12 protein-coding genes are annotated in these 14,700 nt (G+C 44.2%); 6 read left to right on the top strand and 6 right to left on the bottom strand.

Annotation, left to right across the window (positions count from 1 at the left end):
• The first annotated feature begins 2 nt into the window (after positions 1-2).
• Positions 3-1,247, top strand: coding sequence for a lipoprotein-releasing ABC transporter permease subunit LolE (lolE, locus tag FR741_RS10420; RefSeq protein ID WP_048626175.1), 1,245 nt, complete (start codon positions 3-5; stop codon positions 1,245-1,247).
• 148 nt (positions 1,248-1,395) lie between these two features.
• Here lolE and FR741_RS10415 read toward each other — a convergent pair whose 3' ends face one another.
• Positions 1,396-1,905, bottom strand: a complete 510-nt coding sequence (locus FR741_RS10415) for a DUF2062 domain-containing protein (protein WP_005390643.1) — start codon at positions 1,903-1,905, stop codon at positions 1,396-1,398.
• 8 nt (positions 1,906-1,913) lie between these two features.
• Here FR741_RS10415 and FR741_RS10410 point away from each other — a divergent pair, with 8 nt between their 5' ends.
• Genes FR741_RS10410 through kdsB form a run of 5 tightly spaced genes read left to right on the top strand, consistent with a single transcriptional unit; the run spans position 1,914 to position 7,880 of the window.
• Positions 1,914-4,172, top strand: a complete 2,259-nt coding sequence (locus FR741_RS10410) for a DNA internalization-related competence protein ComEC/Rec2 (RefSeq protein ID WP_167426757.1) — start codon at positions 1,914-1,916, stop codon at positions 4,170-4,172.
• A gap of 31 nt (positions 4,173-4,203) precedes the next feature.
• Positions 4,204-5,952 (top strand): lipid A ABC transporter ATP-binding protein/permease MsbA, encoded by a 1,749-nt coding sequence (gene msbA / locus FR741_RS10405; RefSeq protein WP_167426756.1) that lies wholly within the window; start codon positions 4,204-4,206, stop codon positions 5,950-5,952.
• A gap of 5 nt (positions 5,953-5,957) precedes the next feature.
• Positions 5,958-6,965: a tetraacyldisaccharide 4'-kinase gene (gene lpxK / locus FR741_RS10400; RefSeq protein WP_167426755.1), complete on the top strand. Its 1,008-nt coding sequence runs from the start codon at positions 5,958-5,960 to the stop codon at positions 6,963-6,965.
• On the top strand, positions 6,946-7,125 hold the full coding sequence (locus tag FR741_RS10395; RefSeq protein ID WP_005390649.1) for a Trm112 family protein: 180 nt from the start codon (positions 6,946-6,948) through the stop codon (positions 7,123-7,125). The genes lpxK and FR741_RS10395 overlap by 20 nt, the downstream gene beginning before the upstream one ends.
• Entirely contained in the window at positions 7,125-7,880 is a 756-nt protein-coding gene (gene kdsB / locus FR741_RS10390) for a 3-deoxy-manno-octulosonate cytidylyltransferase (RefSeq protein ID WP_005390653.1), read from the top strand. The genes FR741_RS10395 and kdsB overlap by 1 nt, the downstream gene beginning before the upstream one ends.
• 77 nt (positions 7,881-7,957) lie before the next feature.
• Here the strand turns inward: kdsB and FR741_RS10385 are convergent, their stop codons facing one another.
• The 5 genes from FR741_RS10385 to FR741_RS10365 all read right to left on the bottom strand — a co-directional run bounded on the left by FR741_RS10385 (position 7,958) and on the right by FR741_RS10365 (position 14,571).
• Positions 7,958-9,517 carry a SpoVR family protein gene (locus FR741_RS10385; protein ID WP_006742146.1) on the bottom strand — a complete coding sequence of 520 codons (1,560 nt, stop codon included), beginning with the start codon at positions 9,515-9,517 and terminating at the stop codon, positions 7,958-7,960.
• An 11-nt stretch (positions 9,518-9,528) separates the two neighbouring features.
• Positions 9,529-10,800, bottom strand: coding sequence for a YeaH/YhbH family protein (locus tag FR741_RS10380; RefSeq protein ID WP_005390656.1), 1,272 nt, complete (start codon positions 10,798-10,800; stop codon positions 9,529-9,531).
• A gap of 47 nt (positions 10,801-10,847) precedes the next feature.
• Positions 10,848-12,782 carry a PrkA family serine protein kinase gene (locus tag FR741_RS10375; RefSeq protein WP_005390658.1) on the bottom strand — a complete coding sequence of 645 codons (1,935 nt, stop codon included), beginning with the start codon at positions 12,780-12,782 and terminating at the stop codon, positions 10,848-10,850.
• A 486-nt stretch (positions 12,783-13,268) separates the two neighbouring features.
• Complete coding sequence (locus FR741_RS10370; protein ID WP_005390659.1) at positions 13,269-13,769, bottom strand: YfbU family protein; 501 nt, start codon at positions 13,767-13,769, stop codon at positions 13,269-13,271.
• Between the two features lie 136 nt (positions 13,770-13,905).
• Complete coding sequence (locus FR741_RS10365) at positions 13,906-14,571, bottom strand: energy-coupling factor ABC transporter permease (protein WP_006742143.1); 666 nt, start codon at positions 14,569-14,571, stop codon at positions 13,906-13,908.
• Between the last annotated feature and the right edge of the window lie 129 nt (positions 14,572-14,700).

Below are 14,700 nucleotides of genomic sequence, written 5' to 3'. Positions count from 1 at the left end.
TTTTGTTTTCATCTTTAGCATTGATGATTGGTGGTCGCTTCAGTCGAGCGAAAAAGCGCAACAAGATGGTGTCTTTCATTTCGCTTTCTTCAACGATTGGTATTGCGGTTGGTGTAGCCGTGATCATTATCGGTCTTTCTGCAATGAATGGCTTTGAGCGCGAGCTGCAATCGCGTGTGTTGTCAGTTATTCCACACGGTGAGTTGGAAGGCGTTAATGGTCCGCTTCATAACTACACCAAAACGATGAATCAAGCCCTAAACCATGAAGATGTTGTTGCGGCAGCGCCGTACGTTCGTTTTACGGGGTTAGCAGAAAAAGGCAGTAAGCTAAAAGCGATAGAAGTTCGTGGCGTAGAGCCTACTTTCGAGCAAGCGGTGTCGAGCTTATCGAATTTTATTGACCAAGAAGCTTGGCAAAACTTTTATGCCGGTCAGAAGCAAGTGATCTTAGGCCGAGGTGTTGCAAACGAGCTAAATGTCGCAGTGGGGGATTACATTACGTTGATGATTCCGCAAACAGGCGGCGCAAACAAAGTGCAGGCTCCCAAGCGTGTGCGCGTGAAGGTGTCTGGGTTCTTAACGTTGAATGGCCAAATAGACCATTCTTTAGCGTTAGTGCCATTAGCGGATGCTCAGCAATACGCGAGGTTAGGGGAAGGGGTCACTGGTATTTCACTAAAAACGGATGATGTTCTCAATGCGCCTTCTATTGTTCGTGAGGTAGGTAGCATGGTGGATGTTTACGTGTATTTGAAAAGCTGGCAGCAAAAGTTTGGTTTTTTGTATCGCGATATTCAGCTCGTACGCACCATTATGTACTTGGTGATGGTACTCGTGATTGGTGTGGCATGTTTTAACATTGTGTCTACGCTGATGATGGCAGTGAAAGATCGAGCCGCAGAAATTGCAATTTTGCGAACAATGGGAGCAAAAGATAGCCTAATCAAACGTATCTTTGTTTGGCAAGGCGTGTTCTCTGGTGTATTTGGCAGTCTCGTCGGCAGTGTTATTGGTGTCTTAGTGGCGTTAAACCTGACTCCGTTAATTAAAGGGTTAGAGAGCTTAATCGGTCATCAGTTTTTATCGGGTGATATTTACTTCGTCGACTTCTTACCATCACAGTTACACTGGCCAGACGTAGCATTGGTGTCTGTGACGGCGATCGTTTTGAGTTTGCTTGCAACGTGGTACCCCGCTTCTCGCGCCGCGAAGTTAAATCCGGCAGCGGTGCTGAGTTCTAAATAACCAACCGTTTTACAATACGAGAAAAGCAAAAAGGACCGAATTCGGTCCTTTTTTGTATTTATCCAACTTGAACGACATCGTGTTTCATTCTAACTGTTAGGTGCCCCTCAACTGATAGTACAAATGCTGATTTTTATGCAGTAACGTCTTATCTTATTTTGCGTTTTTGCCAGCTCCGAACCACTGAGTAGCGCCAAAGTCCTCTAATGCCGAAGTAGCCAATAATCGCGGATACGACACCACAGATAGCACAGCCTAATAAGAATGGAGGGCCAATAGTGCTCATCTGTTGCATGATGAATTCCCACGAAAGTTCAAAGTGGAAAGGTTGCGGAGGAACATGCATCACTAAAGCGCCAAGCTTATACGCAAAATAAAATAACACAGGCATGGTTATAGGGTTGCTTATCCATACCAAAGCGACGGAGAGAGGTAAATTGACGCCAAGCATGATTGCCAAACCTGCAGCCATGATCATTTGGCTTGGTAGCGGAACAAATGCCATAAATAACCCGACAGCAAAAGCCCCAGACGCCGAGCGACGATTTAAACACCACAAGTTCGGGTTGTACAACACATTGCCGAAGACCTTCAATGCTTTTTGGCGTTTGATCAATTCATGATCTGGCATGAAGCGTTTTATCAGCTTTCTAGGCATAGGACAGCATGACTCTCTCAGAAAAAAGTTGGACCTTGGCGTTATTTGTAGCGAGCGTAATTTCGTCAGCTTGGTGGCCGACAATACCAGATTGGCGTTGGTTGCTGCTGGGAATAATAACCACTGGCTCAATAATCAAATTACGTCGTGGCTTAATTAGCATAGGCGCAATTGCGGGCTTTATGGTTGTCATCGTCCACGGCAATGTATTGGAGTCTCAGAGACAAGCCCTTTTTCAAGCAGGGGAGAATATTACCATAATTGGTAAAGTTGACAGCCCTTTTACGCAAATAAGTCACGGATATGAAGGCATTGTGGCTCTAAAAAAGGTAAATTCTCAAACTCTGTTACCTTTTCTTAAACCTAAAATCCGTCTTATTACGCGTTTTCCACTCGATGTTAACAGTGAGTTTACGACATCCGTCTCGTTAAAGCCGATTACAGGCCTACGCAACGAAGCTGGTTTTGACGCCGAAAAGCACGCAATGGGTAAAAGCATTATCGCACGCGGTGTTGTTAACGAGGATGTTACCTGGATTATTCGCTCTACTACATCTTTGCGCCAAGCCATTATCGCTGATGTTTCGGAGGATGTGTCCTCCCTTCATCATTTCTCGTTAATAAATGCGTTAGTTTTTGCCGATCGCTCTTGGTTATCTAAGGAAGATTGGCAAGCACTCAGAGACAGTGGTTTACTGCACTTGGTCTCGATTTCGGGCTTACATATTGGTATGGCGTTCACTTTTGGGCTAGTGGTGGGCGGTGCCATTCGTTATGCGTTACCTCAATACCAGCTATTGCCTAGCTTCTGTGGGCTGATGTTTGCCGTTGCCTATGCTTGGTTAGCGGACTTCTCATTACCTACTACCCGCGCGGTGTCGGTATGTGTTATTTACGTCGTTCTCAAATATACCTTAGTGCACTGGGCTTCCTGGCGGGTACTTTTGCTCGCGGTAGCGCTACAACTGCTTGTTCAACCTTTTGCATCGTATAGCATGAGTTTTTGGTTATCGTATTTGTCAGTTTGCGCAGTGTTGTTCGCAATCAATTTGATTCGGTATCAAAACGGGGGCTGGAAGGCGAAGTTAAAAGTGCTATTGCTTACTCAATTGATTCTGAGTGTGTTAATCGTGCCTATTAGTGGCTATTACTTTTCTGGTTTCAGTTTGTCATCAATTGCATACAACTTGGCGTTTATTCCTTGGTTCGGATTTATCGTTGTGCCTTTGATGTTTCTGGCCCTGTTCTCATCTTTATTTCTTGAAATGATAGCAAAGCCTCTGTGGCAGTTGGTGGACTGGTCATTGCAGCCATTGAGCACGTCAATTCAGTACGCGATAGGCTCCTGGCAACCCATTAGTATAGAAATGACAGGGTTGATTCTGGCGGGAATTATTTGCTTGGTGTTTCAACGATTCATGTTTCAGTACGCGTGGTGTTTGTTACTTGGCATTGTAATTAGTATTAAGCTCACATCGGAATATGATCAGCAACATTGGCGCATTGATGTACTAGATGTGGGCCATGGCCTTGCGGTGATTGTAGAAAAAGACGATAAAGTGTTGCTCTATGATACAGGTAAAGCATGGCAAAATGGCAGCATTGCGGAGCAGGTCGTCACTCCGATCTTGCATAAACGAGGTTATGAAAGCATCGATACGATGATCCTCAGCCATTCCGACAATGACCATGCAGGAGGACGCTTGTTCATTGAAGATTCCTTTTCACCACAGCGCAAACTCAGTAGCCAAAATTTTATCGGATATGAGTCTTGTACTCGCGGCGATCATTGGAAATGGCAAGGGTTAAATATAGAAGTACTTTGGCCTCCTGCTCTTGTTCAACGTGCATATAATCCGCACTCCTGTGTACTACGTCTTACCGACCCTATTTCTACGTTCAGTATGCTTTTTACTGGTGATATTGAGACCATTAGCGAGTGGATCTTGCTCAGGGAGCCTGAAAAGTTAAAAAGTGATGTGATGTTGGTCCCTCATCATGGTAGTAAAAGTTCGTCGAATCCTCGCTTTATTGAAGCGGTAAACCCGAGTGTGGCCGTTGCTTCTTTGGCAAAAAATAATCAATGGGGAATGCCGGCAGAACATGTTGTTGCAGCATATCGCAAGCTTGACATTACTTGGCTTGATACTGGGGAATATGGTCAGGTAAGCTTCTCTATTCACCGTGATAATTGGCGCTCAGAAACCAAACGTAGCGATACATTTGAGCCTTGGTATAGGCAGATGCTGCGTAAGGGAGTAGAATGAGAGTCTTAATGTAAGAAAATAAAGCACTTCTATGTCGATAAATACTGATGAAACGACTTGGCAGACGTTTAAGCGTCTATGGCAATTTATTCGCCTTTACAAGTCAGGTCTTGTCGTTGCAGTCATTGCATTAGTTATTAATGCTATATCAGATACCTATATGATTTCCCTATTAAAACCATTACTAGATGAAGGTTTTGGGAACGCTGAATCTGATTTTCTACGCACGCTTCCATTGATTATTTTTGCCATGATGTTTATCCGTGGCATAAGTGGATTTGTCTCCACATACTGTTTGAGCTGGGTATCCGGCAATGTGGTTATGCAAGTCCGCCGTATGGTATTCAATCACTTTATGCATATGCCTGTGTCTTACTTCGATAAGGAAAAGACGGGCAATTTATTGTCACGCATTACCTACGATTCAGAGCAAGTATCTGCGGCAACTAGCCAAGCGTTAGTGAGCATCGTTCGCGAAGGTGCAAGTATCATTGGCCTGTTAGTCCTGATGTTTTACAACAGCTGGCAGTTGTCGTTAGTGCTGTTTGCTGTTGCTCCCGTTGTCGCGTGGGGTATTGGTGTCGTTTCTAAACGTTTTAGAAAAATATCCAAAAATATGCAGACAATGATGGGCAACGTGACTGCGTCAGCAGAGCAGATGCTTAAAGGCCATAAAGTCGTGCTGAGCTACGGCGGCCAGGATATCGAGCGTCAACGATTTGAGAAGGTCAGCAACCAAATGCGTCAACAAAGCATGAAGTTGGTGACGGCTCAAGCGGCGGCTAACCCTATCATCCAAATGATTGCGTCACTTGCTATTGTTGCCGTTCTTTACTTAGCAAGTATTGACTCGATTAAAGAGCAACTGACTCCAGGTACATTTACCGTTGTCTTCTCTGCGATGTTTGGTTTGATGCGTCCGCTTAAAGCGCTTACTAACGTTACCTCTCAGTTCCAACGTGGTATGGCCGCGAGCCAAACGCTCTTTGCGTTGATTGACCTTGAGCCTGAGAAAAACGAAGGTAAGTTGACAGTTGAACGCGCAAATGGCGATGTTTCAGTTAAAAACGTAAGCTTTACTTATACTGGCGCAGAAAAGCCAGCATTGGAAAATGTCAGCTTCGATATTCCAAGAGGGAAGACCGTTGCGCTGGTTGGTCGTTCCGGTTCCGGTAAAAGTACCATCGCGAACTTGTTCAATCGTTTCTATGATGTTGATAGTGGCTCCATCACATTAGACGGACATGATATTCGTGAATACGAGTTAAAGAACTTACGTCAGCAGTTTGCGCTAGTATCACAAAATGTTCATTTATTTAATGACACGATTGCAAACAATATTGCTTACGCAACGGATGGAAAATACGAGCGTAGTGATATCGAGAAAGCGGCAAAACTCGCGCATGCTATGGAATTCATCAGCAAAATGGATGATGGACTTGATACCATGATTGGTGAAAATGGCGCGAGTCTATCTGGCGGTCAACGTCAACGTGTCGCTATTGCACGTGCTCTATTGCGTGATGCACCGGTGTTGATTCTTGATGAGGCGACCTCTGCTTTGGATACGGAATCAGAACGCGCTATCCAAGCTGCATTAGATGAGCTGCAGAAAGACAAAACGGTACTCGTGATTGCGCACCGCTTGTCAACTATCGAGAAAGCTGATGAGATTCTTGTGGTTGATGATGGCGCCATCATTGAGCGTGGCAACCATGCCGATCTTATTGCAAAAAATGGTGCGTATGCACAATTGCACCGTATTCAGTTTGGTGAATAGACGCGGTGGTTGAAAAAATCTGGTTTGAAAACCATCCAATAAAATACCTCTTGTGGCCGCTTTTGTGGCCACTGAGTGTATTATTTGGATCAATAAGTAAGTCTAAGCGAAAGCAATATCAAACAGGCCGTAAGCAAGCCTACAACGCGCCTATCCCTGTTATTGTTGTCGGCAATATCACGGCTGGTGGTAATGGCAAAACACCAGTTGTGGTTTGGCTTGTTGAGCAACTGCAACAGCTTGGGCTTAAGCCAGGGGTCGTTTCTCGTGGCTATGGAGCAAAAGCTCCTGCCTATCCGTTAGTGCTAAAAGAAGATACGCCTGCGAAACATTGTGGTGATGAACCTAAGTTGATTCATCGACGCACAGGAGCGCCTGTTGCGGTAGACCCGGTACGTTCAAATGCAGTGAAAGCACTGCTTGAGTCAGGTGTGGATATCATTATTACGGACGATGGGTTACAGCATTATGCGTTAGGCCGTGATATTGAGTTAGTGATTGTGGATGGGAATCGCCGATTTGGGAATGAAAGCCTCATTCCGCTTGGCCCACTTCGTGAAGGGGTCGAGCGTCTTGCTGAAGTCGACTTTATCATCACCAATGGCGGTCAAGCACATACGGGAGAAATCGCAATGACTTTAGCGCCATCTAAAGCCATTAATCTCAAGACTAAGCAACTTGTGGAAGTTTCTGAGTTAAAAGAGCTAGTGGCATTTGCAGGGATTGGGCATCCACCACGATTTTTTCATACACTAAACTCGATGAACGCAGATGTTAAAGTCACAAAAGGTTTTGCTGACCATCAAGACTTTGACCAACAAGAATTAGAAGCATTGGCTCAACAAGGGGCCAATGTGATTATGACCGAGAAAGATGCCGTCAAGTGCAGCCATTATGCGCAAGATAATTGGTGGTATCTGCCTGTATCTGCCCAGTTTGAACCAAACGATGCAGAGCAAATTTTAAAGAGAATAAAAGAGGTTAAAGCGGCTTATGGATCACCGTCTGCTTGAGATTGTAGCTTGCCCTGTTTGCAAAGGTAAGCTGACGTACGATAAAGAGAATCAAGAGTTGATCTGCAAATTGGATCGCCTCGCTTACCCAATCAAAGAGGGTATTCCCGTTCTGCTCGAGCCTGAGGCTCGTACTATGAGTATGGATGAGGGACGCTAATGTCTTTTACGGTTGTCATTCCTTCGCGTTACGCATCGAGCCGTTTGCCTGGTAAACCGTTAGCGGATATTGGCGGTAAGCCTATGGTTCAGTGGGTTTACGAGCAAGCGCTACAAGCGGGTGCGGAAGATGTTATCGTGGCAACTGATGACGAGCGTGTTGCTGATGCTGTCTCGTCGTTTGGTGGTAAAGTCTGTATGACCTCTCCCAATCACGAGTCAGGTACTGAACGCCTTGCTGAAGTTGTTGAAAAGATGGCTATTCCTGCAGACCACATTATTGTTAATGTGCAAGGGGACGAGCCTTTGATTCCACCGTCTATCATTCGTCAGGTTGCTGATAACTTATCGGGATGTGATGCTCCGATGGCGACATTAGCCGTAGAAATAGACTCGGAAGAAGAAGTGTTCAATCCGAATGCAGTTAAAGTTGTGGCTAATGAGCAAGGCTATGCGATGTACTTTAGCCGAGCAACTATCCCTTGGGATCGCGATAACTTTGCCAAACAAGACAAAATCATTGCCAACCCATTAATGCGTCATATTGGTATTTATGCTTATCGAGCTGGTTTCATTAATACGTATGTAAACTGGGCTCCGAGCGCATTGGAGCAGATTGAGTGCCTTGAGCAACTACGAGTGCTTTGGTACGGTGAAAAAATTCATGTAGCGGTAGCGAAAGAAGCGCCAGCAGCCGGCGTTGATACGCCAGAAGATCTAGAGGCGGTGCGCGCTATTGTGGCGAAGCAAGCATAACTAAAGGTCACATTGAATTAAGAACGAGAAAGGCTCCTGAATTAGGAGCCTTTTTGTTGCTTATATCCAAGTATTAGTTAGATGTTTGTGTCATATTGGTTCCGTTTAGGGCAGGTCGCTAAGACTTCTCGGTGACCTGTGTCTTTTACTTCTTGCAGAATGACATCAAATCCCCACAATCGGTACACGTGTTTCAGAACTTCTTCATAACTGTCATCAAGTGGGATTCGGTTATGAGGTACGTATTGCAACGTGAGTGAGCGATCACCACGAACATCGACATTAAATACCTGAATGTTTGGCTCAAGATTAGATAAGTTGTACTGAGCGGCTAAGGTTTCTCTAATGCGTTTATAACCCATCTCATCGTGTATCGCGGCGACTTCAATAAAGTTTTTGTGGTCATCATCGTTGATCGCAAACAGCTTGAAATCACGCATTAATTTCGGAGAAAGGTATTGGCTAATGAAGCTTTCATCTTTGAAATTATGCATCGCGAAATGTACTGCATCTAACCAATCGGTTCCTGCCAAATCCGGAAACCACTCCTTGTCCTCATCAGTTGGTTCTTCACAGATACGTTTAATATCTCGGAACATTGCAAAGCCCAAGGCGTATGGATTAATACCATTAAAGTAAGGGCTATTATAAGGCGGTTGAGCTACCACACTGGTATGGCTATGTAAGAACTCTAGTATGAACTTTTCTGATACCAAACCCTCATCGTAAAGATGGTTGAGAATGGTGTAATGCCAGAATGTTGCCCAGCCTTCGTTCATGACCTGCGTTTGTTTTTGCGGATAAAAATACTGACTGATTTTGCGTACAATCCGCACGACTTCACGTTGCCACGGCTCTAGTAGCGGGGCATGCTTTTCGAAAAAGTAGAGCAAGTTTTCCTGAGGCTCGCTTGGGAATCGCTCTTTAAGATCTTCCTCTTTGGTTTTGGCTCTTGGTACTGTGCGCCACAATTCATTCACTTGAGACTGTAAGTATGCCTCGCGTTCTTCTTGTCGCGCTTTCTCTTCGGTAATGGAGATTTTCTCTGGTCGCTTGTAACGATCCACACCAAAGTTCATTAAGGCGTGGCAGGAGTCGAGCAGTTTTTCCACTTCCTGTACTCCATATCGCTCCTCACATTCAGCCAAATACTTTTTGGCAAACAGCAAATAATCGATGATGGAGCTAGCGTCCGTCCAGGTTTGGAACAGATAATTACCTTTGAAGAAAGAGTTGTGCCCGTAACAAGCGTGAGCAATCACTAGCGCTTGCATTGTCACGGTGTTTTCTTCCATCAAATAGGCGATACACGGATTGGAGTTAATGACAATCTCGTAGGCTAACCCCATTTGACCATGCTTATAGTTCTGTTCCGTTTGGATGAACTTTTTACCAAACGACCAGTGGTTGTAATTGATGGGCATACCAATACTTGAGTAGGCATCCATCATTTGTTCGGAAGTAATCACTTCTATTTGGTTAGGGTAAGTGTCTAGGCGATAGTGTTGTGCGACACGCTTAATCTCTTTGTGGTAGCGTTCCAACAGCTCAAATGTCCAATCCGGTCCATCTGGCAGCATTTTACTATTACGCTTCTTAGGCGCCTCTCCTGAGAGGTTTTTCGTTGCGGTACTCATCGCTAGCCTCCTTACGCCGTTTCTTTTTGGAATAGTTCACGGAAGACTGGGAAAATATCCTCCACAGAGCGAATGTTTTTCATTGCGAAGTTCGGAAATTCATCGGTGAGTTTTTCGTACTCATGCCATAGAGTTTGGTGCGAGCGTCGCGTAATTTCTATGTAGGAGTAGTACTGACAGTTTGGCAGTAGTTTGTTCACTAATAGATCGCGGCATCTTGGCGAGTCATCTGCCCAGTTATCGCCATCAGATGCTTGCGCAGCATAAATGTTCCATTGTCCAATTGGATAGCGCTCTTTTACGATTTCGTCCATCAGTTTCAATGCGCTGGATACAATAGTGCCCCCGGTCTCTTGCGAGTAGAAGAACTCGTGTTCGTCCACTTCTTTCGCTTGGGTGTGGTGGCGAATAAAGACGACGTCTACATTCTCGTAAGTACGAGTTAAAAACAGGTATAACAGAACGTAAAAACGTTTTGCGATGTCTTTCGTTGCTTGATCCATCGAGCCCGATACGTCCATCAAACAAAACATCACAGCTTGACTAGATGGTACAGGGCGTTTTTCATAGTTTTTAAAGCGTAAGTCGAAGGTGTCAATAAATGGAACCCCCTCAATTTTCTTACGCAGCTCTTCAATTTCAGCCTTCAAGCGGTTCTCTTCAAACTGCTGAGCGGGTTCAATGTTTTTGATACGAGCAAGTTCATCTTCTAGCTCTTTGAGAAGACGTTTCTTACCTGCGGTCATTGCCGTACGTCGTGCAAGAGATTGTTGTAGCGAACGTACTACCGCAATGTTTGAAGGGATACCAGCAGTTTGAAAGCCTGCGCGGTGCGTTTTCCATTCAGTAATTTTGGCAATTTGGTTTTTTTCTAGATTAGGCAGCTCGAGATCTTCGAACAAAATATCTAGGTACTCATCTTTTGATATTTGGAATACAAATTCGTCTTGGCCTTCTCCATCTGGACTGGCATTGCCTTCTCCCGAGCCACTACCTTGACCGCCACCTTTAGGACGCTCAATTTTATCACCAGTAATGAACTGGTCATTGCCGGGATGAACTCGTTCGCGAACACCACCTTTGCCTTGATGAAAGATCGGCTCATTGATGTCTTTGTGAGGGATAGAGACGTCTTCGCCCGTTTCCGTATTCGTAATCGAGCGTCGATTCACTGCGTCTGCTACCGACTCTTTTATTTGCTCTTTGTGGCGCTTCAAGAAGCGCTGTCGATTAACAGCGCTCTTGTTCTTGCCATTGAGCCTTCGGTCTATAAATTGCGCCATGAAATAGCCCTCTTCATGTTTCACAAGCGACCTAACTCAATACTGGGTTAGGATGACTTACGTACTCGTAGGTACCACTCAGAAAGTAGGCGAACCTGTTTCTCGGTATAGCCTTTTTCCATCATGCGAGCGACAAAGTCGTCATGCTTCTTCTGATCTTCAGAAGAGGTTTTCGCATTAAATGAGATAACCGGAAGTAGCTCTTCGGTATTGGAGAACATTTTCTTCTCGATTACTGTGCGCAGTTTTTCGTAGCTGGTCCAAACCGGGTTTTGACCATTGTTATTCGCTTTCGCACGAAGCACAAAGTTAACGATTTCGTTTCGGAAATCTTTCGGGTTAGAAATGCCAGCTGTTTTTTCGATCTTCTCTAGTTCAGCATTCAGTGAAGAGCGATCAAATAGCTGACCAGTTTCTGGATCTCGGTACTCTTGGTCTTGAATCCAGAAGTCTGCATAGGTGACATAGCGGTCGAAGATATTCTGACCGTATTCAGAGTAAGACTCGAGATAAGCGGTCTGAATCTCTTTACCGATAAATTCAACGTAGCGAGGCACTAGATAGCCTTTCAAGAACTCGAGATATTTCTCTGCCGTTTCAGCAGGGAACTGTTCACGTTCAACCTGTTGTTCAATCACATAGAACAGGTGTACAGGGTTGGCTGCCACCTCTGTTTGATCAAAGTTAAATACGCGCGACAAAATCTTAAAGGCGAAACGTGTAGAGAGACCATTCATGCCTTCATCGACACCCGCATAATCACGATACTCTTGATAGCTTTTTGCCTTTGGATCGGTGTCTTTGAGCGTTTCACCATCGTAGACGCGCATTTTTGAGAAAATGGATGAATTTTCAGGCTCTTTCAGGCGTGAAAGAATACTGAATTGCGCTAAAGTTTCGAGCGTGCTTGGAGAACAAGGAGCCTGAGACAGCTCACTGTTTTCAAGCAGTTTTTGGTAAATTTTCACTTCTTCGGATACGCGGAGACAGTAAGGTACTTTTACAATGTACACACGGTCGAGGAAGGCTTCGTTATTTTTGTTGTTACGGAAGGTCTGCCACTCAGATTCGTTCGAGTGAGCCAGAATCATACCGTCGAATGGAATCGCAGATAGACCTTCAGTACCGTTGAAGTTACCTTCTTGCGTTGCCGTCAATAGTGGGTGCAGTACTTTGATCGGCGCTTTGAACATCTCAACGAATTCCATTAAACCTTGGTTTGCTTTACACAGCGCACCGGAATAGCTGTAGGCATCTGGGTCGTCTTGCGAATAATGTTCGAGTTTGCGGATATCGACTTTACCAACCAGTGATGAAATATCTTGGTTGTTTTCATCCCCAGGTTCTGTTTTAGCAATACCGATCTGATCGAGAATTGAAGGGCGAACTTTCACTACCTTAAATTTAGTGATATCGCCGCCAAATTCATGAAGGCGCTTAGCGGCCCATGGCGACATAATCGAGCGAAGATAACGTTGCTCGATGCCGTATTCTTTTTTCAAGATATCGCCGTCTTCCGTGGCTTTGAATAGACAGAATGGATGGTCATTCACTGGGCTACGTTCGCCATTAGCAGTAAGAACATAGATAGGCATCTGTTCCATCAGAGCCTTAAGTTTTTCAGCAAGTGAGGACTTACCACCGCCGACAGGACCGAGTAGATAAAGGATCTGCTTACGTTCCTCTAAACCTTGCGCCGCGTGTTTTAGGTAAGACACAATTTGCTCTATGGCATCTTCCATACCATAAAAATCTTTAAAGGTTTCATAACGAGAGATAACACGATTCGAGAAGATGCGGCTCAATCTCGGGTCTTTTGCCGTATCGATTATCTCTGGTTCACCGATCGCCATCAGTAGGCGTTCTGCTGCATTAGCATAAGCGCTTTTGTCATCCTTACACAGGGCTAGAAACTCCTGTAACGACATCTCTTCATCTTTTGCAGCTTCATATCTTGATTGATAGTGGTCGAAAATACTCATGTCGCTTTCCCCTTTAATAGTCAGTCTACCGACGAACGTTGATTCAGGCTTTCCCACCTATTGTTATGCTCCTTGTTGTTTGAATATACGTCCTGTTATCACATTTGGTTCGTACAGAATGTAAGATTGGCGACACCAAAGACTTTGCTTTATGGACAGTTTTTTCATTACAACGGTGAGCGGTGGGTATGAATCTTTCAATCACAGCCTTTCTCTACTTAAGCCTAGTCGGGGATTTGCAATTTTGCTTAACAATTATGAATTTATTGCAAAAGTGACATTTGAATCACTCTTTCACTGAAGATGAATTTATGTCGTGAATAGGTGCAATAGAAATCAAATATTTGGCAAAGACAGACGAGTCTCAGTGATTCATTGCTCTACATCGCACAAGGGAAGCGTAAGAAGGTGAAAAAGCAGCGGTAAGGTTGTGATAGGGCAAATAAAAAAGGAAAGCGAGTGCTTTCCTTTTCGTAGACGAATATTTTATGCGCTGAAGATTTGTGCAAGCTCGTTTTCGCATAAATGGTACTGACGAGGGCAGTTGCGCCAAGTTTGTAGCATACGACGGTATTTATCCAGCATTGGCATTTGGCTGTTAAAGTGATGGTCTGCTTTATCAAATTGAGGGTACAGACCTTCAGAATCAATAAGGAAGCGTACGTAATGGACTTGTTGGGCCTCTGAAGCAATATCAAACCCAAGGAACTGCAAGCGGCGCTGATCCACTTTGTTACGATCTTCGGTATCGAGCATGTTGTAAGATTCTTGCATCGCGTGATACATCTCCATAACGTCGATGATCTCACGACACTCCGCTTCTGACAGACAGCCGAAATCTTTATTCAACTCACGCATTTGTAGCTCATAGCCACGTTCAACGATCGTTTGTAAGCGTTTGTATTTGGCCGCATTACTTGGATCAAGTTGAGACATAAGGTTGTATTGGTTTGATAGAATCAAACGTTGAGCGTTTGACATTTCCATGATGACCTCACTAGATATCTAATACATTTTTAATGTGCTTAGGTTAACGCTTAAGACATGAGTGAAACATGATCTCAACACATATTTAATACTAAAAAATGGCAAGAACTGTCACTTTTGACCAGTTTAAAAACACTTATTTATGGTAATGATTGTATATGTAGTCTCGGTCTGAAAATACTCTTAGCCACTCTGGCTTGAATACGGTTAAAACCGCCAGTGACATACCATTTAATAGGCCCTCAGGGAAGGCAAGCAACGGTACAAAAATAAAGTAGTTATGTTGAATAGTTTCCCAATCGTAATGACCAACCGATAAATGGTAAAAGGAGTTAATCAGCAGATGCAGGCTTCCTGTTATCGCGCCGTTGAAAAAACCTGCAACGAAGATGAACACAAAAATGTTTCTTGGCAAGTAGTGATAACTCAAAAGAAAGACGAGGTAACTAATGAAGATAGGAAGCAGGGCAGACAATACTAAAGACGTGGGTAACTGCAACAACGACACATCATGTAGCAGGTGGTTGACCAGCATTGCGGGGATACTGATTAGAAAGGCCATACGCCAACCATACATCATCGTCAGCGTTGTTAGCGCGAGAAAATGAATCTGTAGTCCTTCTTTTACGCCTGCTTGAGTTGCCCATAGGATGCTGAAAAAAAAGAGTGTTGCAAAAACGAGGTGCTGAAATGCTTTTTCCTTTTCAAGCTTGGGCCAAACTACTTTTTTCCAATCTGGTAGACAGTAGGCGAGCACTATCCAAAGTATGACAACCAGAGAGCCCAAGTTAAACCAATCCATGTTACTTCCTTCCTATGCGATCATGACGCAATCATTTCTATTGTTCTTTTTATACCTAAATCAACTCATAGAGATTCATTGAAGGTACTTAGGTATAGTTAAAAAAATACCAGCAATATGCTGGTATTT

The sequence above is a fragment of the Vibrio diabolicus genome (genome assembly GCF_011801455.1).
Lineage (GTDB): Bacteria > Pseudomonadota > Gammaproteobacteria > Enterobacterales > Vibrionaceae > Vibrio > Vibrio diabolicus.
This window is presented reverse-complemented; position numbering and strand designations above follow the sequence as displayed.